This is a genomic window from Phyllobacterium sp. CCNWLW109, from assembly GCF_037203905.1.
Taxonomy (GTDB): Bacteria; Pseudomonadota; Alphaproteobacteria; order Rhizobiales; family Rhizobiaceae; genus Phyllobacterium; species Phyllobacterium ifriqiyense.
This window is the reverse complement of record NZ_JBBCBK010000001.1, coordinates 326944-346516: the sequence shown is the minus strand read 5'-3', so window position 1 is coordinate 346516 and position 19573 is coordinate 326944. Positions and strand designations below refer to the sequence as shown.

The window sequence follows — 19573 nt, the reverse complement described above, 5'->3', positions numbered from 1 at the left end:
AACTACTGCTTGGCCCGCTTGGCGCGAACGTCCAGCCAGACGGCAATGAGGATCACGAGGCCCTTGACAATAAGCTGGTAAAAATACGGCACGGACAGCATGTTCATGCCGTTGTTCAGCACACCGATTATAAGGGCCCCAATAAGGGTTCCGATCATCGTGCCGACGCCGCCGGCAAGACTGGTGCCGCCGAGAACTGCTGCCGCGATAGCATCCAATTCGTAGCTCATACCCGCATTGGTCTGCGCAGAAAACAGACGCGACGACAGGAGCACGCCGCTGATCGCCGCCATGATACCCGAAATCATGAAGATGATTATCTTCAGGCGATCGACCTTAATGCCGGAGTAAAGAGCAGCCTCACGATTACCACCGGTCAGATAGGCGCGGCGTCCGAAAGTCGTCTTGCTGAGAAGTATGTGGTTGAAGAGGAAAAGCACGACAACAAACCAGATGACAATTGGAATGCCGACAAAGCTCTGCGTGCCGATGGCAGTCCAGGTCGGATCAGTGATCATTGCGGGTGCGCCGTTAGTCGGCAGGCTGACGAGGCCGCGATAAATGCCCATTGTAGCGACGGTGACAATAAAGGACGGCAACAGAAATTTAGCCGTCAAAACACCATTAGCAAGACCGAGGATGGAGCCAGCGATCAGTGTCAAAACGATAGTTGGCAAGAAACCCAGCCCGAAGGCAAAACATTGCGCAGCAACCATGCCAGCAAGCGCAATGATCGAACCGATAGACAAATCGATTTCACCCAGCAGGATGACCCAAGTCATGCCGAAAGCGGCAATCGCGATGACCGCCACCTGCTGCAACACATTAAGGAAATTGGCGACTGACATGAACCGCGGGTTCACGATGGAGAAGATAACGCACAGAATGATAAGCGACAGGAAGATGCCGCCATACTGTTTCATTATCTTGATAAAGGCAGCATTGGCTGCGGTCTTGTCATTCATGTTGCTAATCCTGTCGCAAAGCTCATGATGGCCTCTGGAGAAATCTTGTCGCGTGACATGGTTGCCGTCATCCGGCCCTCGCTCATGACGACTACGCGGTCGCTCATGCCCATGATCTCAGGAAGTTCGGAGGAAACGAGCACAATCGCCGTACCCTGCGCCGCCAACTGGCGGATTATCTTGTAGATTTCAAATTTTGCCCCAACATCGACGCCGCGTGTCGGCTCATCGAGAAGCAGGATTTTCGGGTTGGTTAGCAACCACTTGGCCAAAACGATTTTCTGCTGGTTGCCGCCCGACAAGGACCCGGCGATGGTTTCAAGAGAGGCCGTCCTTATTGACAGACGCTTGACCTCATCAATCGCGGCGTTGCGCTCGCTTCGGCGTTTGAGAAAGCCGAGCGGTCCCGCATAGCGCTTCAGCGCCACCATTGAAATATTGGATTCGACGCTATGGCTGAGGACCAGCCCTTCTTCCTTGCGGTTTTCCGTCACGAAACCGATACCGAGGTTAATGGCGTCAACCGGCGAAGCAATTGAAACATCGGCGCCGTCAATGGCAATCGAACCATCGGAGATATGCTTGATACCAAATAATGTATTCATGACTTCCGAACGGCCTGATCCGATCAGACCGAAAAAGCCAACAATCTCACCAGCTCTGATCTCAAAGGAAATATCCGCAAATTTCCCCTCGCGTGACAATTTCTTGACTGCGAGAACAGATGGCATGTGCAACGGAGGCGCTGGGACATCGCGAGGAGGATAAATTTCGTCCATATCGCGGCCAACCATCATCGCGATCAATGCCTCGATTGTTGCGTCCTTCTTCTCACGCGTGGTGATATAGCTGCCATCGCGCATGACAGTGATATCGTCGCTCAGGCGCATGATCTCCTCCATGCGGTGAGAAATATAGATAACCGCCACGCCCTTGGCCTTCAGCCGTCCGATAATATCGATAAGTATCTCAGCCTCACTGTCGCTGAGTGATGAAGTCGGCTCGTCGAGGATCACGACCTTCGCATCCACACTGAGACCCTTGGCAATTTCCACGAGCTGCCGTTGTGCAATTGAAAGATCGCCAACCTTGTCATTGATCGAGACCGGCAACTTCAGGTCGGCAACAATGGCGGCCGCTTTGCGGGCCAGCGCCTTGTCGTTGATGAAGCCAACCTTCGATGGTTCCCGTGTAGCCAAAATGTTTTCAGCGACCGTCAGGTTGTTGCAGAGACTAAGCTCCTGAAACACAATTGTAAGACCGGCTTTTGCAGCATCTTGCGGATTAGCGGGCGCGTAAGGCTTACCATTCAGCCGGATATTTCCCGACGTCGGTTGATACACACCGGCCAAAATCTTCATCAACGTTGATTTTCCAGCGCCATTTTCACCGAGAATAGTGTGAACGCGGCCTGCACGGACTGTCAGCTGCATATTATTCAATGCTGTTACCGTGCCAAAAACCTTCGTGACATCCTTGATTTCCAGAATGGCGTCAATGCCGGAACTATCCATGACATCACCTTTCACCTGCATTTCCGGCGGCCCGCATAAGCGAAACCGCCGGGACTGGCCAATCCTTGCCTTAAGGCAAGGCGCCTTGGGAGGCGTTTTCAAACGACGGATTTACTTCTTGGTGTAGACGCCAGGAAGGATCGGCTGTTCCGTTGGGACTGTCTCGCCTGCAGCAATCTTGACTGCGCTGTCCACAGCCAGCTTACCCATTTGATCCGGAAACTGCTGAATAACGCCAACCATGTCCGGATCATTGTCCACAGCCGCAAGCGCTTCCGGCATGCCATCGAATCCGATGATCTTGACCTTTCCGCTTAGGCCAGCAGACTTCACCGCAACGGCCGCAGCAAGAGCTGCATCATCGCCAAATCCAAAGATACCAGTGATGTCTGGATTGGCCTGGAGCATATTTTGCGCGACGGCAAGTGCTTCAGCGCGGGTAATGCCTGTCTGGATCGAAACGATTTTCATGTCTGGGTACTTGGCGATGGCTTCCTTGAAGCCGTTGACGCGGTTGACGACGGACTGAACCAGCGGATAATCGATGATCGCAACATTACCCTTGTTGCCAAGCTGTTCGGCCATCAGTTCACCGGCCTTAACACCACCAGCATAATTGTCTGTACCGATGTAGGACGCGACAGTAGCCCCTTCGACAGGCACATCAACAGTAATGACCTTGATACCAGCGGCCTGTGCACGCATGACAGCCGCGCGTGCCCCCTTGCTGTCGACAGGTGACATAACAATAACATCAACGCCCTTGACGATGAAGTCCTCGATGTCGGCCAACTGCTTGTTGAGATCCTGATTGGCGATCGAAATTTCCAGCGAAACGCTCTTTGCTTTAGCTTCAGCCGTCATGGCCTTGGCCAGCTCATTATAGAAGGGGTGTTGCTGGGTCAGAAGCGATGCGCCGATACCGTCTGCATATGCAGTAGCTGCGGCCAGAGTGAATGTGGCAGAAATCAAAAGCGATTTTGTGAGTTGACGAATAGACAAGATATCCTCCCGGAAAATTTGAGGCACGTTTGCGAACCGTCAGAGCTGGCCGCCTCCTCAGCCAATCGACGACGCCTATTCACCATTAAACTTTTCGCACGTCAACTTTAAAATATGTATGCGCGAACTTTTGAGGTTTCTCGGATGGTCTCTCTCGTTCGGAAGCAATCTAGTCTGTGGGCAGGCGCTGTTCCGTCTTCGCATCAAAAATATGCAACCTAGTCAAGTCAGGGGTCATGATAAGATTGTCGCCAGCGCGCACATCCAATCGTTCCCTTACGGTTGCCACAAGTTGATGTGATCCAAGCATAGTCGTCACTTGAGTTTCGGCGCCGGTAGGCTCTATGAGGAAGATTTCAGCAGTGATTGGCCCCTGCCCGATCGTAATGTGCTCCGGCCGAATGCCGTAGACAATCTCGGTCCCCGGTTTCAAGGATGCGCCATCTGGCAATGGCAATTCGCCTCCGCCATCGGCGATGAATACAAGCGGTGTGGTTGTACTGACCTTGCCTTGAATGAGATTCATTCCGGGAGAACCAATGAATCCGGCTACGAACAGGTTCGCTGGGCGATCATATAGTTCAAGCGGCGAGCCTATCTGTTCCACGTATCCGTCTTTCATAACGACGATTCGATCGGCCATCGTCATAGCCTCTATTTGATCATGGGTGACGTAAACCGTGGTCGTCTTGAGTCGCTGGTGCAATTGTTTAATTTCCGAGCGCATCTGAACGCGCAGCTTTGCATCAAGGTTTGACAGAGGCTCGTCAAACAAAAAAACCTGCGGGTTTCTGACAATTGCACGGCCCATCGCCACACGTTGGCGCTGCCCTCCCGATAGGTTTCGGGGATAACGGTCGAGAAGATGCTCAAGGCCAAGTATCTGGGCAGCATCGCGAACCCGCTGTTTCGTCTGCTCTTTCGGTGCTTTCGCCAATTTCAGCGAAAAACCCATATTCGCCTCTACCGTCAAATGCGGGTAAAGTGCGTAGGACTGAAAGACCATCGCGATATCGCGCTCTTTGGGTGCGACATCGTTTACGACTTTGCTACCAATCGAAATTTTGCCATCGGAAATTTCTTCCAGCCCGGCGATCATGCGCAACAAGGTTGATTTACCGCAACCGGACGGACCGACAAGGATTACAAACTCCCCGTCCTTAATATCGATATCAACGCCGTGCAGAACTTCGAAGTGACCATAGCTTTTGCGGGCATTTTCTACACTAACTGACGCCATAATTTTCTCCGGCTCTAAGTTTTATATGCCTCGGCCGTCTTGGACGACCGCTGATCTTATTTTTTTGCTGTGGCAATTGAGTAAGGAGCCAATGCCGTATCAATTGCAGCGAGACAGAGTTCTCGTGCTCTGGGAGCAATTCGCTTCGATACGACCGCGGGATACACCCGGCTCAGATATTGGCTGATCAGAGTTTCCGGAATATCACGCTGTAACCGGTCGAACAATTTATCAACTTCAGCGGATGCCCGGGCGTCGGGCCAGTAGTAGCGAATGCGATCGCTGTAACTGAAATGCCTTTGCAGCCGTTCTTCCTCAGCACTGCCGCTGTAGTGGCCCGCCCAGTTTTCCGGGTGCTCAATCATGACTTTTTCCATCGTGACGGCAAGTCCGGCATACCGCGGTTCACCGGACATCACATCAGCGATTTTATCGAGGCCATATAGGGCTTCACGCATCGCAAAGGTCAGGCCTGGACCAACCTTCAGGATAGCAAAGCCACCATCAATAAGGGCGGATAGCGCTTCAGTTGGTTGATAGTCCGTTGAATGCGCTTCAAAAAGCGTACCCGGCATTTCGCCCAACGCGGCGATGAGATCCTTGGCCCGATCAGGCCTGTACAAAGCAACATTGGCATTGCCGAATTCCACGCCGGGCTGAACCACGATGCCTATAACTCGTTCCATTGCGGAACCCACACCCGCCTTGGCAAATGATGCCTGATGAACCGCCAATGTTTTCAGGGCGGCGGCGGCCGTTGTAAGTTCGAGTTCTTCCAGCGCATGGGTCGCGCCGCCCGGCGGCGGAACCTCCGTTCCAATGACGTAGACCGGGGGCCGCAAGCCAGAACGATGCGCTGCTTCTTCAGCAGTTTTAGTAAGGCGGGCGGCGCGGGAGGCGGTTAATTCGTCCGTCAGCGCCAGTGGCTCTCCTGCACAACCCATCGAGGTGTCCAAATGAATTTTCTCGAACCCCGCCTCAACGTAGGCCGCGACCATGGCCTCTGCACGTATCATCGCTTCTTCAGCCGGAAGCTTTTTCCATGGATTAGGACCGAGATGGTCTCCTCCGAGAATGATGTTCTCTACCGGAAAGCCGGTCTTGGCTGCGATGCTGTGGATGAACCGCCGGAATTGGACTGGTGTCATCCCTGTGTAGCCACCCTCCTGATTGACCTGATTACAGGTAGCTTCGATGAGTACCGCCCGCTCTTCTACAACAGCGCGCTTCAACGTGGCTTCAATAACCAACGGATGAGCCGAGCAAACGGACGTGATGCCACGGGGTAAGAGCAAATTTCTTGCACCGAAAAGTTTTCGAAGTGCGGTCTCGCGGTTCTCATCAATTGATGTCATGCGAGTTTCACAACCTTGGTAAGGTGACGCGGTGAAACGGTATCAATCTGCCGGGCTTGTGCAGCGCGTTCACCAAGTATCTGCAATGCCGGAAGAACAACGAGACCGGCAAGAGAGAGATCGACATCAATGGGGAGTTCAACATCTCCCGGCCCGCCGAAGCCGATGACTATTGCCCCTTTCTCTCTCAACTCATCCACCAGCTTCGCCTCCGCATCCTTCTGATCGGAGCTATAAAGCATCACCACAGCCGTATTGATATCGACCAAGCTTATAGGGCCGTGGCGATATTCAAGGGGGTGGAAAGCCTGTGTCATGATCTGGCTCATTTCCATGAGCTTGAGTGCGCCTTCCAAAGCAACGCCGAACAGGGGACCCCCGCCAAGAAATACAAAATGGGAACGGCCCGCAATGACTTCAGGAAGTATCGCATCGAGAGCGCCCACAAGCCGACCAGCATGATCTACAGTCGAAGAGGGTATCTCCTGTCCGATCATCTGCAAGCCGAGGAGTACCATCAGACTTGCCGAAACCGTCATCACGATTCCTTCGTCCGGGTGGGTCTCAGCCGAGATCAATTGATCACAGTTTTTTGCCAGCGAACTTTCGGGCTCTACGGTTATGGCGGTCACGAATGCGCCAGACGCACGACTTGCTTTAGCCGCTGCTACTGTTTCGGTTGTCTCACCGCTACGGGAGAGCGCGACGACATGCGTATTGGGCCAGTCCGGCCAAAAAGCATGTGGCCGATTTTGCCATTCGGCACCCGGGACGGCAATCGCCTTGTGTCCGGCCATATTGGAATAAGCCGCCAAGGAGAGTGCGAGATTGAAGGATGTACCGCATCCTACAAAAACCAATAGCTCTGCTTTATCGGTTGCTGAATTCGAGCCGAATGCTCGTTCCCAGTACGGGAATTGTTCAAAAATAACCTTTTCGGTCGTGTTCATGTGGTCTCCGATTACTTGACAGAACCAGCCAGCAGACCGCTGACGAGATAACGATTGAGGAAAATGACGACGAGTGCCGGAATGACGATCGCGATCGAGCCGCTTGCTGTGATGAGGCCGTAGTCGATGAAATTCTTGGTAACGAACTCCGGGATCAGAACCGTGAGGGGCTTTGTCGCTTGTGGTGAGAAAATGAGCGGCACAAGATATTGTCCCCATGCGCCAAGAAATGTCAGGATCGCTGCGGCGGTCAGGCCGGGTCCTGCCAGCGGAAGCACGATATTGAAGAAAATGTAGAGGCGGCCCGCTCCGTCGAGTTGCGCTGCTTCTTCCAATGCAATTGGTAGAGCTTCGAAAACGCTTCTGAGCAGCCATAGTGACAGAGGAAGGAATGCCGAGACATAAATCAACGCGACGCCTACATATGTATCGACGAGGTGCAGCTTGATCATGATCTGGTAAAGCGGAATTAGGACGGCGTAAGCAGGTATGGCCAATGTCGCGACAACAGCAATGAAAAGTGCTTTGCGGCCCGGAAACTGGAGTCTGGTAAAGGCGTACGCGCCAAGAGCCGACACAGCGACGCAAAGAAATGTGGCGGCAAGTGACGTCACGACACTGTTCAGCAGTGCTGCCCGAAACTGCTTGAAAACCTCCACACCACCAATCCGCGCGATATTAATGCCGAGCAGCCGTGAGTAGTGATCCAGTGTGAAATGCTTCGGAAAGAAGTGGATCGGCCGGACCGAGAAATCTTCCGTCGGCGTTACCGAACTGGCAATTGTCCAGTAGATCGGCCCCAATGACCAGATCAAAAGGACACCAACGCCGGTCCAAATCATAATTCTATAGGGAATGGTGGGTTTCATCAGTCGAACCGTGTGTTGCGATAAACGCGAAGGACATAGACAAGCGAAATGAGCAGAGACACGAGTGTGATTACCACCGAGAGGGCCATGCCATATGAGAAGCGAAGGTTCTGGAACGTCTCGAGGTAAATCTGAACGAGGACCGGTCGTGTTTCTAGACTCGCACCCGCAAGTACCCAAGCTTCATCAAAGAGGTTGAAGGCGTTGACGGTAGCGTTCGTCATGGCGACAGCGATTGCACTGCGAACGAGCGGTAGAGTGACCAGTCCGAACATCTGGACACGTGTGGCGCCATCAATTCGTGCGGCTTCATAAAGATGCGCGGGTATGCTTTGCATTGCCGCCAGAACAATGACGATCGTCAAAGGCATCATGCGCCAGACATGAACGACAGTAACGGCTATGATGGCGCTTGTCCGGTCGTTGAACCAGACGTGGTTCTCAAAGGGAAGTCCGATTGCCATGAGGATTCCATTCAGGAGACCTGCACCGGGTTGATAAATCCAAAGCCAGATAACCGAATTCACAACGCCGGGCAGCGCCCACGGTAAAATAACAGCAGCAAGCACCCATTGCCGGCCTACCTTGATCTGATTGATCAACGCTGCTGCAAGTACGCCAAACACAGTTTCGGCAACGACCGCCAACACGACATACATCAGCGTGTTGGTCCACGTCATTCCGAGTTGGCCATCGGACAGCATGCGGCTGTAATTCTCCAGCCCGACGAATGGTGCGCCGGCCTGCATTGGGTTGACCCTGTGAAGGCTATCCCAAACCGTTCTTCCCATTGGATAGAAGACCAGCGCGGCCATGGTTATCACAATCGGCGATACCAGCAGCAAGCCGAGCGTAGTGTCGGCATTGAAGCCGACTCCACGTTTTCTCGCAGAACCATTGGTCGCAAATGCGGTCATTGCGACATCGCCTGCTTGGCTGCATCAGCGATTGCTTGCATGGCTTGGTCAACAGTCATCTCCCCTTTGGCGGCACTGTTTATCGCCGTGTTAACGCCACTGGAAAACTGCGGATACCAAGGTGGCGTGCCTTGCGGAAACAGTGGCTCAACGGTTTTTGACTGGGCCACGAGTGCATCGCCGCTATTCAGTTTTCCGGACTCGTTGAGTTCAGATAAAGCCGACGTACGCGTCGGCAGGAAACCGTTCACCGCATTCTTCTTCTGGAATTCCTTGCTTGTAAACCACTTGACGAAGGCGATTGCAGCTTCCTTGTTTTGCGAAACATTTGGAACTGCCAAGGCTTCAGGGAGCCCAAAGCTGCGCGTTTCCCCACTTGCTGTTGGAACGAGAATGGCTTCAACGAGCCCGGCGACTTTCGACTGCTTGGGGTCATTCATCTGACCGAGGCGGCCAGGTTCACCGGAAATCATAATACTGGTGATGCCCTGAGAGAACATGCTCTCATTGATCTGGCTGTCCTTCAGGCCAGTAGAAGCAGGATCGACAAGCCCTTCCCTGAGCAGCATCAACTCGAAGGCCAAAGCCTTATAGCCAGCAGAATCGGGTGATGTGAAAAGCGGATTGAAGTCTTTATCGAATAGTTCGCCGCCAAATGCCTTGGTCAATAGATACCAGCTTGTCGATGCACCTTCCGTTGCCGAAAGCGGTAAGCCGATTGGATATTTGGCAATCCCTTTCTCCTTGATCTTCTTCGCTGCAGCGACGAGATCCTCCAGTTTCTTTGGCGTTTCCGTAACACCCGCATCAGCGAAATGCTTCTTGTTGACCAGCATGACCCGGAAGTCATTGGTGTAAGGGACACCAAGCAACTTTCCATCAACAGTGAAGATCTTCGTGACACCGATATCCTTCATGGTGTCTGCGTCAATGACGTCGTTCAGTGGCAAAAACCAACCTGCGGCGCTGAATTGGCCGGTCCATGACCAGTCAAACTCGGTAACGTCAGCCGGAGCAGTCCCGGCGACAAGGGCCGTCACCAGTTTTGGGCGTATATCATCCCAGGAGAGCGTTTGCAGATCGACGTGAATACCGGTCTCCGCTTCGAAATCGGCGGCGATATTGGGCCCTTGTGGCGACGGCATCAAAACCGTAATCGACTGACCCGCAAGCGGCTTGGCGTCTTGGGCAGCAGCGGGTATGGCAATCGCCAAGGCTACTGAAGTAAGTAATGGCAAGATAAACTTATGCATGTTCCCATCCTTTGTTGTTTTTGATGCTCAGTTATTATCCAGGTGCGCAGCAGCGTTTTCAGCCGTGGCAGCAATTTGTCCGAACCAGCCCTCGTCAAGAGGCCAATTAAGAAGTTTGGCGGCGACAAGCAGAGCACCACCAATCGGAGGAAGCTTGGGTATTGTCGGGGGTGTACCAATTCGCCGCTCGAGTGCTTCCAACAGTAACCGGCTCGAAAAAGTGCCGCCCGCGTAGGTCCAGCGAGCGGCACTACAATGGCTAGCAATCGCGCGATGATGCTTTGCCAGTTCATCTGCGGCCTGTTCTATTAGTCTGATCGCGCCCTCATCGCCGCCTTGTGCAACCTGATCCACCAGAGTCGAAATCGCTGCTATATCGGCCCGTGGGTTCGAGAGGCAACTGACCCAGCCTCCGAGGCCATTCATGGGATCGGCGGTGTCAATGCCAAGATGAACAAGTAGCGCCTTAGCCAGCGTCGTCGCGGAGGTGCGCCCGTCCAGACTTTGGCTGACTAGATTTAACGCCCCTTGACCGATCCAATGGCTACTGCCTTCGTCGCCAATCATATGCCCCCAGCCACCAGTGCGTGCGGACTGACCTTTATCATCACGCGCCCATGCCATTGAGCCGGTGCCAGAAAGAATGAGTATCCCCGGTGCTCCGGCGAACGCGCCAAGATGCGCAGCGTCGACGTCATTGAGGACTTGCTGACGAACGTTTGGAAATACACTCTCTATGGCACTGCGCTGCAACTGCGAGAAATGTGCAACCTCGCCATATGCGGGTAGAGCGGCAGCTATCGCCATCAATCCCGTTTGATTGCGAAAAGGCAGCAGCTGCTGTTCCAGTTCCCGATGCCAATCCGGATTGTCCATGGGGTTAATCCCACGACCACGGGAGCTCCGGACTATCCGGCCACTCTTATTGGCAAGGGCAATTAGAACCTTGCTCCCACCACCATCGATGCCAAGGATAAGTTCTTCACTCACTCTTTTGTCCCCAGATCGGCGGTTGAGAAATCAACACCAAGGCCGGCAAGTTCTCCGCGCCACTGGTCCGAGAGCCCGGAATCAGTGATGACTTTTGCAGTATTCAAGGGGGCCACCTTGTAGGTCGCCGTAGTTCCGAATTTTGAAGAATCGGCGAGAACGAAGCGATTGGCGGATCGAGTGAGCATGCGCCGGTTAAGGCTCGCCTCCGCGCTGTCGACACTGTAAATTGTGCCGTCCGGGCTAACAGCGCTCACGCCGAGAAAGAGCTGGTCAAACCATATTGTTTCGAGCATCGCTTCAGCTTGCGGTCCAACTATGGAAGCGTTTTCGCTCCGAAGCTGTCCACCAAGCAACACCACTTCCAAGTTCGGAATATTCAGGAACTCTTGTGCCACGGTCAAACCATTGGTGAAGATTCTGAGTGGTATCGGATTAATACGAATAAGGCGCGCAAGCTGCAGAACGGTAGTTCCTGCATCGAGAAAGATTGCGCTGCGGGGATGGAGCAGATCATAGGCAGCAGTAGCAATAGCTCGCTTAGCCGACAGATGGCGCTTTTCGCGCTCCTGAAACGCAACTTCCACCGACGAACCATCGGCGATACGTGCGCCACCATGCACCCGGTCAATTGCGCCTTCTTGCTCAAGAATCTGCAAATCTCTGCGTACGGTGGCAAGAGATGCACCGAGAGCATCGGCAAGTGCCTGAATCGTGGAAAAGCCATTCGCGTAAAGGTGGCTGCGGATAGCGTCAAGACGATCGACTTTTACTCCTACTGCCTGAGACAACCGCAACTCCCATGATTTATATCCAATATAAATCATGTATGCATCGTAAAAAATCATAGTCAATCATATTTTTGAAGTTTTATGATCTTTTTGTATGGACGAAATAAAAACACGCCGTCACATTGACGGCGCGTTTTGTAGAAAGTCATGATCTCAAGTAGCAAAGCGCTTCGGCGTGTGAAGCCTCATCTATATTCTGGCAAAAGATCACCATGTTGTTCGATCAAATCGTCAACGAGGCTCCAAATCTGATCGGGCGATAATTCAGCCGACGTATGGGGATCCAGCAATGCTGCCTGGTAAACACGCTCACGGTTCCTTGTTAAAGCCGCTTCAACTGTTAGCTGTTGTACCGAAACGCTCAAGTTCATTACCGCGGATAGCTGCGAGGGTATGCGCCCAATGCGGATTGGTTGAATCCCGTTTCTATCGACATGGCAGGGTACCTCAACAATACATTCGGCAGGTAAATTCTCGATCAGACCATTATTCGGCACGTTGCCGTAAATCAGGGCAGGATTGCCGGTTATTGCTGCCTGAATAATGCCAGCCGCATATTCATTGCTACGGCACACCTCGATCGGCTTGTCACCCTCAAGCTCTTTGCGCAATGCATGCCACTCAGTAATTTGATCTTCACAGCGCCGTATGTATTCGTCCAAGGGGATGTTCAACTGGTCGATGAGATCAGCTCTGCCTTCTTTGATGTACCAAGAGGTGTACTCGGAAAAGTGCTCGCTGGATTCCGTAACAAAGTGCCCGAGCCTCTTAAGGACATCGAACCGCACGCGGTCGTCTGGAGGAACGCGGCCCTCGGCAGCTAGAGCCTTTAGTCGGGGGTAAAGGTCTTCCCGTCCCCCATCGCTATGGATTTTCTCATATTTCAGAAAGAACGCCACATGATTAATTCCAGCGGAAACGTAGTTCACATCAGCTATATTCTCGCCGAGGACGCTCGCAAGGTGACCTGCAGTATGCTGCACACTATGACACAATCCTACGGTCTGAATTTCCGGGGCGAATTGGCTGATCGCCCAGCAATTGATGGCCATTGGGTTCACATACTGCATAAGAATGGCCTGCGGGCAGACATCCTGCATATCGCGGCAGATCGCCTCAAGGACAGGTATCGTCCGCAGACCACGGAAAATACCACCAATTCCAAGCGTATCGGCAATTGTTTGCCTCAACCCGTATTGCTTTGGAATTTCAAAATCAGTGACTGTGGCGGGTTTGTAGCCCCCCACCTGCATCATGAGGATTACGAAGTCAGAACCTTGCAGCGCGTCACGACGATTGAGTGTGGCTTCTACTCTTACATTTGCAAGCTGAAGCGACTCGCAAATCCGCCGGGCTACAATTTCCGAGGTTTTCAATCGCTCGGCGTCAATGTCGAAAAGACTTATGAAATAGTCACCCCGGCTCTGGGAAGACAAGACGTCTCCAAGAATGTTCTGGGCAAAAACGGTACTACCGGCGCCCACCAGACAAATCTTCGGCATTGCAATCTCCTTTCAGATCGTGCTTCTTCATGACTCTTCCAATCGAGAATTTCTTCCTGATATCAGGCCATTTATTCCGGAATTCGAGCGCACATACGATGAAACACTCCCAAAAACGCGATGAATGGGCATTCTCACGAGGGAAATTTCTGATTGAAAGTCACACAGCAGATACGATGGCTACCGCACACTGGCACGATCATATTGAACTGAATCTGCTGTTGGACGGCCAGATGACGTATCTCTTCAACGGAAGACAAGAGCAGGTTCAGGCTGGACGGCTTGTTCTGTTCTGGGCCGCTATTCCTCATCAGACGATTGCGGTCAGTGCAAATGCTCCTCTGGTTTGCATATACATCCCCTTGGTCGATTTTCTTGCGCTATCCATCGATAAGGATGCGCGGCAAGCAATTATGCAGGGACGATTTTTGACCGGAAGGAGCGGCGTCACTAGCGACGCCGAAGCCTTGCCACAATGGGAGGTCGAATGGCGTCTGGGGAGCGCTGCGAGGCAAAGACTGGTGTCAGATGAAGTGAAGGTTCGGATAAGGCGTTTAATCTTGGATTATTTCGAGGTTGAAAAATCTCCCGCATATGCGCCCGCTGCACCACTGACCAGCCACGCGGTCCGGCACGTGGAACTTCTCACCGATCTCATCAACTCGCGATACTCAGATCCAATAAGTGTCCCGGATATAGCCAAACTCGCGGGCATACATGCAAGCACAGCCAATAAGGCCTTCGGTGACGTTCTTGGTATCTCGGTCAACGAATATCTTACGCGCTATCGGCTTGCCAGAGCAATGCAACGGCTCTCTGACACCGAAGACCCGGTTTTGCAAATCGCCTTCGATTGTGGTTTCGGTTCAAGCAGTCGATTCTACGACGTTTTCAAGGAACGAACGGGGACAACACCGCGTCATTTCCGGGAATCAATGATTTCAAATAATCCGTCAGCGTTGAGATAAGGTTGTCTGCAAATCGTACTCATGTTCGATTTATGATTTGCACTTTTGCTCGAGCGCAAGGGTGATAAGGCTTCATTCCGAAAACTTGAGAAGTAGCAGACGCAGGTTGCGAATAACCCTTCGTTTGAAAATGCCGATAATAGGGTAAATTTCGACGATTTGTCATTGTAGCGTAGATGTCTACAATAGGGCAGTCTGATCGGACGGTCAAACGTTGCCCCAATTCTCAGGGCCAAGGAACACCCGACTTCGGTTTATTCGATCGTAGAATTAACATTGAACGGGTATCGACCGGAGTTTCAGCCCTATGTGTCACATCAAGCCCTCTTGCTGAGCCTGATAAACGGTCCGAATGCTGGGGCGAAAGCCCAGGCTGCGGGCTAGACAACTGTCGACGTGCTGGTGCCACGGGTTCGAAAGAGGCTCAGCGTTCGATTCCATCCGAGCACCGAGCATGTCTGAAAGCTCGTAGATGGACGCTGGCGCTTGGTCCGCAACGTTTACGACGCGCCGATCGAATGTGCCGTCCAGCGCCGGCTTTCATCGCCGTGGCAATGTCACGATGGTGGATTGTGCTCATGCGTTGCGCCGGATGCCAGGAGCCGACATACTTGATGAGCTCTTGTAGCGGTATGACACTATCCGATGAGCAGCCAAATCTCCTGGAACAATAGGGACCGGGTACTTCTCAAAAATAAGATGCAGACCCTGCAATCACGACTGGGGTCGATTTGGTCAGTGGGAGTGCGACCAATATTTTTATTCATGAGCGTTCCAAAGCGGATCCCACCATCGTCGAGAGCTTCGGAGATCGCGAAATTAGCGTGTCGGGCCGTCTTCATCTGGAGCTAGGCTTTGATGGTGGAATAGCGTTTCAAGCTGTTCACCAAGACATTGAGAACAAAGAAAGATTTTGCGCAATCTGGCTTGAAATCCTCATGCCGCACTCCTACACAACCCCGGAAAACGTGGCTGAAGTTGTCTGGCGTATCGTTACGGAACCGGACGCGCCGATGAAAACTCCAGCTGGCGCGGATGCGCAGAGATGGTTTCGCGAAGCAGACCAATCCGCGACGCAGAAGGACATCCAATCATGAACAATCTGACTGATCTTTCGCGACACATCCCCACGCCGGAGGCCGCGCTTACCGTCGCTTACACGCCGATTCGTCTGCCGATGGAGGGCCGTCAACCGCTTGAACTGGGGCTAAGCGCGCCGGCGGTCGGAAGCAATCTGCCGATCGTGCTGTTGTCGCACGGATTTGGCCGTCCAACTATATCCCCTCGAAGGATGGCTATGCGCCGCTGGCGCAGTTCTGGGCGGAGCGTGGTTTCGCGGTGATCCAGCCCACTCACGCCAGTTCCCGTGTCGGCGGCCTGTCCCCAAACGCACCCGGTGCGCCATCTTCTGGCGCGAGCGGGTCAAGGAGCTGAAGGCAATCATCGACCAGTTGCAGGAAGTGGAACGCCAGGCGCCTGCCGTTGCGAGACGGCTGGATCATTCGCGCATCGCGGCAGCCGGCCATTCCTTTGGCGGTCACACCGTCGGGCTGTTGCTGGGTGCACAGTTGAACGAGGAGGATTTCTCCGATCCCCGCATCTCGGCAGGCATTCTATTGGCCGCTCCTGGGCGCGGTGTAAAAGACATGACCGAGGAAAACGCCGCTCGCTTCCCGTTCTTCGACGTCGATTTCTCGGCCCTGACCACACGCAGTCTTGTTGTCTGCGGTGATGCCGACGATCCGCATTTCACTAGGCGAGGCCCCGAGTGGCATGCGGATGCGTTTCACGATGCGCCGGGCGCAGAGGCACTTCTGATGCTGCACGGCGTTGGGCACGCGCTTGGCGGTATCGCAGGTCTTGATGCCAAGGAAACCGAAACGGAGGCGCCAGACGTGCTGGAAGCCACGAAACGTCTGACACTTGCTTGGCTCCGGACGGCGCTCGGTGTGGATCGTTCTGCATGGGCTAAAGCCCGTGACGCGATTGACGGTCCGTCGTCTGTTCTCGCGGAGATCGCCGTTCGGGAGAGTTGAATGCTGATTGGGATAAGCCGGGCGCAAACGCCGCCCGGCTCGTAGGGTCAAAAGCTCAGGATGATCTTGCCGTGCGCCCTGTCGGATGCCTGACAGTCGAAGGCTTCTTCAAACGAGGTGATCGGGAAGACACTGTCGATCAGGACCGAGTGACCCTTTACGCGGATCGTCTTGACCAGATCCGCGAGCCGCCCGGCGTTCGATGTGTGAAATACGAACGCACCTTCGACCTTATAGGCAGTCGCGAGCGCGTCATTGGGCGCAGACACGGTCGAAAGAAGCATGCCGCCGTTGCGCGGCAGGAACATGCCCGCAAACAGCGGGCATGTTCCCAGTAGATTATTTTAGTATTTTATTTCTCAAAATAGGTAGGCTTCCCGTCTTCACCTTTTTTCCACTCGTAGATGATGTAGTCAGGTCGCGTGACGTCGCCCTTTGAATTGAAACGGATGTCGCCAATTACAGTTGACAGGGATTCGCCTGTTTTAATGCTGTTGGCAACCTTTTGTGCGTCATCAGGTGAGCCCGCCTTTGAGATACCGGCAGCGATGATCTGGACAGCCGCATACGAGTAAAGCGTATAGGCTTCAGGTTCGAAGCCGCTCTTACGAAATTTTTCAACGACGTCCTTTGCGGCCGGGTTCTTGCGCGGATCCGGTGCAAACGTGTTGAGCGTCCCTATCACGGCGTCTCCGGCAATCGAAGAAAGCTCGTTTGATACCATCCCATCCCCTGAGAAAAGCGTGGCCTTCAAACCTTGGTCGGCAGACTGACGCATGATCAGGCCTGCTTCGGTATGCAATCCTCCAAAATAGATCAAGCTGACATCGGCTTGTTTCAGCTTGGCTATGAGAGCCGAGAAATCCTTGTCGCCGACGTTTATGCCTTCGTAAATAACCGCTTTAATGCCCTTTTGATTGAGCACGTTTTTCGCCACGTCAACGAGCCCTTGCCCATACGGGCTCTTGTCATGCACTATTGCGATCTTGGCGCCCTTGAAGTTGGCTGCGATATAGTCACCAGCGACCTTTCCCTGCTGATCGTCGCGTCCGCAGGTGCGGAAAGTATTCCACAGTCCACGCTCGGTGTACTGCGGATTGGTGGATGCTGGAGTGATCTCCAAGATACCGTTTTCGGCATAGACCTCAGAAGCCGGGATTGAGACGCCCGAGTTGAAATGGCCGACCACGAACTTTACCCCATCACTGACGAATTTGTTGGCTACCGATATGCCCTGCTTCGGGTCGGAGACATCGTCTCCAATTCTTATACTTATTTGCTGGCCAAGCACCCCTCCGGCAGCATTGATATCGGCGGCGGCGCGTTCAGCGCCCTTCTGGAATTGCGCACCGAATGCGGCATTGGGACCCGTAATCGGACCGGCCACCCCGATTAGGATATCTGCTCTGGCGTTGGCGCCGAACACGGCTAACAGGGTAAGGGAAAAGACTGACACAAGTGACTTTTTCATTTTAACGTTCCCATTTTTTACTGTGGGCGTTTAGTAATACTTTCATGCGGTGCCCACTTATCCGCTGAAAGCAAAAGGACCAATTCTTTGCATTGCTGCTTTGGATATCCGTATTATCTGTGCCCCCGATCAAACGTTGCCTTGGTCACTCCCCGCTGCTGCAGGGCGCTCCTCGCGATCTTTTCAGTGGGGGTCCTGGGGAGCGGAGAGTCGATGAGTTCGATATAGCGCGGGAGCATATGACGAGGCGCGCACCGCCTGAAATGATCCAGCAGGTCTGATGGCTGAATGGAAGCTCCGTCCGTGCGTGTGGCGACGAGCATGATGTCTTCTTCCGTAAACTCGGACGGAATACCGAAAGCAACGCTTTCCATGATATCGGGATGTTGGTCGGCGACGGTTTCCACTTCATAGGCGGAAATATTCTCACCGCGGCGGCGTATGACTTCATTCAGCCGATGCTTGAAATACAACCATCCGTCTTCATCCATGAAGCCGGCATCGCCTGAGTGGTACCATAGGTTCCTGAGCGTATTCACTGTCTTTGAATCGGAACCGTAATAGCCGGAAAACATGCTCCAGCTTTTGTTTGGGCGTGACACGATCTCGCCCACTGTACCCGGCGGGAGAGGTCTGTCTTGTTCGTCGACGATTGTCACTTGCCAATCCGGATGCGGACGACCGCAGGATCCCGTCCTGGTTTCGTCGACCGTATCGTAGGCGACAAAACTGGTTTCCGTCTGTCCGTAGCCAGTAACAAGTTTCATACCAAAACGGCGTTCAACCACTTCCTTGTCAGGAACCATGGGAATGCACTGGCATACCCTGACAGGATTGTTGGTGTCGTCCACAGACGGAGCCGCTCTCATGAGAATGACGGCCATCGCGCCCAACAGGTTGGTTGCGGTGGCTCCGCTATCCCGGACTTGATCCCAAAACCGTGTGGCGCTGAACCGGTCCACGAGTGTCGTTTGCGTGCCGTAGATCAACGGCAGGTAAACGCCAAACATCTGGGCATCGGTGTGAAACAGTGGCAACGCCGAGAAGTAATTATCGTTGACCGTATATCCCAAATTGCAAGCCATCGCGGCGGCCCAGGAGTAGCAATGATGGTGGGACATCAAAGCGCCTTTGGCGGGGCCGGTTGTTCCGGAGGTGTATAGAATGGCCATCGGATCGGAGTAATGAATGTCGACGGAATCGAAATTCAACTGCGGCGCGAGGCATTCGTCAAACGCGATTATTCGATCAATCCTGATGCCGGCGGCGCGTGCTTCTTTTGGATCAGCCCCGACAAGAACGAGTGTCAGGATTTCTGGCAGTTTTTCCTGAACCCTGGCAATCTCGGCCAGTGCTGCTGTGTTGGCTACGAGTACCTCGGCTCTGCAACTGTTCAGATTGTGACACAGCAAATCCCCTTTTAACTCCGGGTTGATGGGCACTTCTATCGCGCCCAGAGTTGACGCCGCAAACCATGTCGCAACGAGCTCAAAGCAATTCGGCAATAGCATCGCGACACGGTCTGAGCGCTTCACTCCCAGCTTGCGAAAGCCATGGGCAAGCTGGTGTGAAACTGTAAGCATCTCCTCAAAACTGGCCGAACGCCCGCATATATCGATAAACTTGTTGCTGCCGAACCGTTCGGCCTGCTTCAGGAGAATTTTGGGGAGGACTCGCCTTTCGATGTCATCCTCATCCTTACCCGGTATATAAAATCGGGTGGCAACTTCCTTTGCTATTGCAAACACGG

The 19573-nt window shown here is 53.4% G+C and carries 17 protein-coding genes and 1 pseudogene; 3 read left to right on the top strand and 15 right to left on the bottom strand.

The window, feature by feature from the left end; genetic code table 11:
* Positions 1 to 2: 2 nt before the first annotated feature.
* The 12 genes from V9K92_RS01660 to V9K92_RS01605 form a co-directional block, all read right to left on the bottom strand.
* Positions 3 to 965 (bottom strand): ABC transporter permease, encoded by a 963-nt coding sequence (locus tag V9K92_RS01660; RefSeq protein WP_337353034.1) that lies wholly within the window; start codon positions 963 to 965, stop codon positions 3 to 5.
* Positions 962 to 2479: a sugar ABC transporter ATP-binding protein gene (locus V9K92_RS01655; protein WP_337353033.1), complete on the bottom strand. Its 1518-nt coding sequence runs from the start codon at positions 2477 to 2479 to the stop codon at positions 962 to 964. The genes V9K92_RS01660 and V9K92_RS01655 overlap by 4 nt, the downstream gene beginning before the upstream one ends.
* Before the next feature lie 111 nt (positions 2480 to 2590).
* On the bottom strand, positions 2591 to 3475 hold the full coding sequence (locus tag V9K92_RS01650; protein ID WP_443094436.1) for a substrate-binding domain-containing protein: 885 nt from the start codon (positions 3473 to 3475) through the stop codon (positions 2591 to 2593).
* A 175-nt stretch (positions 3476 to 3650) separates the two neighbouring features.
* Positions 3651 to 4721 (bottom strand): ABC transporter ATP-binding protein, encoded by a 1071-nt coding sequence (locus V9K92_RS01645; RefSeq protein WP_337353031.1) that lies wholly within the window; start codon positions 4719 to 4721, stop codon positions 3651 to 3653.
* A gap of 56 nt (positions 4722 to 4777) precedes the next feature.
* On the bottom strand, positions 4778 to 6076 hold the full coding sequence (locus tag V9K92_RS01640) for a D-tagatose-bisphosphate aldolase, class II, non-catalytic subunit (RefSeq protein ID WP_337353030.1): 1299 nt from the start codon (positions 6074 to 6076) through the stop codon (positions 4778 to 4780).
* On the bottom strand, positions 6073 to 7026 hold the full coding sequence (locus tag V9K92_RS01635; RefSeq protein ID WP_337353029.1) for an SIS domain-containing protein: 954 nt from the start codon (positions 7024 to 7026) through the stop codon (positions 6073 to 6075). The genes V9K92_RS01640 and V9K92_RS01635 overlap by 4 nt, the downstream gene beginning before the upstream one ends.
* 11 nt (positions 7027 to 7037) lie before the next feature.
* Positions 7038 to 7871 (bottom strand): carbohydrate ABC transporter permease, encoded by an 834-nt coding sequence (locus tag V9K92_RS01630; RefSeq protein WP_443094435.1) that lies wholly within the window; start codon positions 7869 to 7871, stop codon positions 7038 to 7040.
* Positions 7872 to 7894: 23 nt separating this feature from the next.
* Entirely contained in the window at positions 7895 to 8812 is a 918-nt protein-coding gene (locus V9K92_RS01625; RefSeq protein WP_337353027.1) for a carbohydrate ABC transporter permease, read from the bottom strand.
* Positions 8809 to 10065, bottom strand: a complete 1257-nt coding sequence (locus V9K92_RS01620; protein ID WP_337353026.1) for an ABC transporter substrate-binding protein — start codon at positions 10063 to 10065, stop codon at positions 8809 to 8811. The genes V9K92_RS01625 and V9K92_RS01620 overlap by 4 nt, the downstream gene beginning before the upstream one ends.
* A gap of 27 nt (positions 10066 to 10092) precedes the next feature.
* Positions 10093 to 11055 (bottom strand): N-acetylglucosamine kinase, encoded by a 963-nt coding sequence (locus V9K92_RS01615; protein WP_337353025.1) that lies wholly within the window; start codon positions 11053 to 11055, stop codon positions 10093 to 10095.
* Positions 11052 to 11846, bottom strand: a complete 795-nt coding sequence (locus V9K92_RS01610) for a DeoR/GlpR family DNA-binding transcription regulator (protein ID WP_337353024.1) — start codon at positions 11844 to 11846, stop codon at positions 11052 to 11054. Before V9K92_RS01610 ends, V9K92_RS01615 begins: the two co-directional genes overlap by 4 nt.
* A gap of 185 nt (positions 11847 to 12031) precedes the next feature.
* A complete protein-coding gene (locus V9K92_RS01605; protein ID WP_337353023.1) occupies positions 12032 to 13348 on the bottom strand; it encodes an alpha-glucosidase/alpha-galactosidase in 1317 nt (438 codons plus the stop codon).
* Positions 13349 to 13446: 98 nt separating this feature from the next.
* On the opposite strand from V9K92_RS01605, the gene V9K92_RS01600 reads away from it, so the two are divergent.
* From V9K92_RS01600 to V9K92_RS01590, 3 genes and pseudogenes are all read left to right on the top strand, one after another.
* Positions 13447 to 14316, top strand: coding sequence for a helix-turn-helix domain-containing protein (locus tag V9K92_RS01600; RefSeq protein ID WP_337353022.1), 870 nt, complete (start codon positions 13447 to 13449; stop codon positions 14314 to 14316).
* A 731-nt stretch (positions 14317 to 15047) separates the two neighbouring features.
* Entirely contained in the window at positions 15048 to 15413 is a 366-nt protein-coding gene (locus tag V9K92_RS01595) for a hypothetical protein (RefSeq protein ID WP_337353021.1), read from the top strand.
* Positions 15410 to 16352, top strand: a pseudogene (locus tag V9K92_RS01590) (alpha/beta hydrolase family protein). The gene V9K92_RS01595 and the pseudogene V9K92_RS01590 overlap by 4 nt, the downstream one beginning before the upstream one ends.
* A 47-nt stretch (positions 16353 to 16399) precedes the next feature.
* On the opposite strand, the gene V9K92_RS01585 reads toward V9K92_RS01590, so the two are convergent.
* The 3 genes from V9K92_RS01585 to V9K92_RS01575 form a co-directional block, all read right to left on the bottom strand.
* Entirely contained in the window at positions 16400 to 16636 is a 237-nt protein-coding gene (locus V9K92_RS01585) for a zinc-binding dehydrogenase (RefSeq protein WP_337353020.1), read from the bottom strand.
* Positions 16637 to 16704: 68 nt separating this feature from the next.
* Positions 16705 to 17823, bottom strand: coding sequence for a branched-chain amino acid ABC transporter substrate-binding protein (locus tag V9K92_RS01580; protein WP_337353019.1), 1119 nt, complete (start codon positions 17821 to 17823; stop codon positions 16705 to 16707).
* A 113-nt stretch (positions 17824 to 17936) separates the two neighbouring features.
* Entirely contained in the window at positions 17937 to 19571 is a 1635-nt protein-coding gene (locus V9K92_RS01575) for an AMP-binding protein (protein ID WP_337353018.1), read from the bottom strand.
* Positions 19572 to 19573 lie beyond the last annotated feature (2 nt).

Excerpts from the sequence above, each read along its gene's own strand:
- V9K92_RS01660 (WP_337353034.1), bottom strand. The coding sequence starts at position 965 with ATGAATGACAAGACCGCAGCCAATGCTGCCTTTATCAAGATAATGAAA.
- V9K92_RS01655 (WP_337353033.1), bottom strand. The coding sequence starts at position 2,479 with ATGGATAGTTCCGGCATTGACGCCATTCTGGAAATCAAGGATGTCACG.
- V9K92_RS01645 (WP_337353031.1), bottom strand. The coding sequence starts at position 4,721 with ATGGCGTCAGTTAGTGTAGAAAATGCCCGCAAAAGCTATGGTCACTTC.
- V9K92_RS01640 (WP_337353030.1), bottom strand. The coding sequence starts at position 6,076 with ATGACATCAATTGATGAGAACCGCGAGACCGCACTTCGAAAACTTTTC.
- V9K92_RS01635 (WP_337353029.1), bottom strand. The coding sequence starts at position 7,026 with ATGAACACGACCGAAAAGGTTATTTTTGAACAATTCCCGTACTGGGAA.
- V9K92_RS01625 (WP_337353027.1), bottom strand. The coding sequence starts at position 8,812 with ATGACCGCATTTGCGACCAATGGTTCTGCGAGAAAACGTGGAGTCGGC.
- V9K92_RS01620 (WP_337353026.1), bottom strand. The coding sequence starts at position 10,065 with ATGCATAAGTTTATCTTGCCATTACTTACTTCAGTAGCCTTGGCGATT.
- V9K92_RS01605 (WP_337353023.1), bottom strand. The coding sequence starts at position 13,348 with ATGCCGAAGATTTGTCTGGTGGGCGCCGGTAGTACCGTTTTTGCCCAG.
- V9K92_RS01600 (WP_337353022.1), top strand. The coding sequence starts at position 13,447 with ATGAAACACTCCCAAAAACGCGATGAATGGGCATTCTCACGAGGGAAA.
- V9K92_RS01585 (WP_337353020.1), bottom strand. The coding sequence starts at position 16,636 with ATGCTTCTTTCGACCGTGTCTGCGCCCAATGACGCGCTCGCGACTGCC.
- V9K92_RS01580 (WP_337353019.1), bottom strand. The coding sequence starts at position 17,823 with ATGAAAAAGTCACTTGTGTCAGTCTTTTCCCTTACCCTGTTAGCCGTG.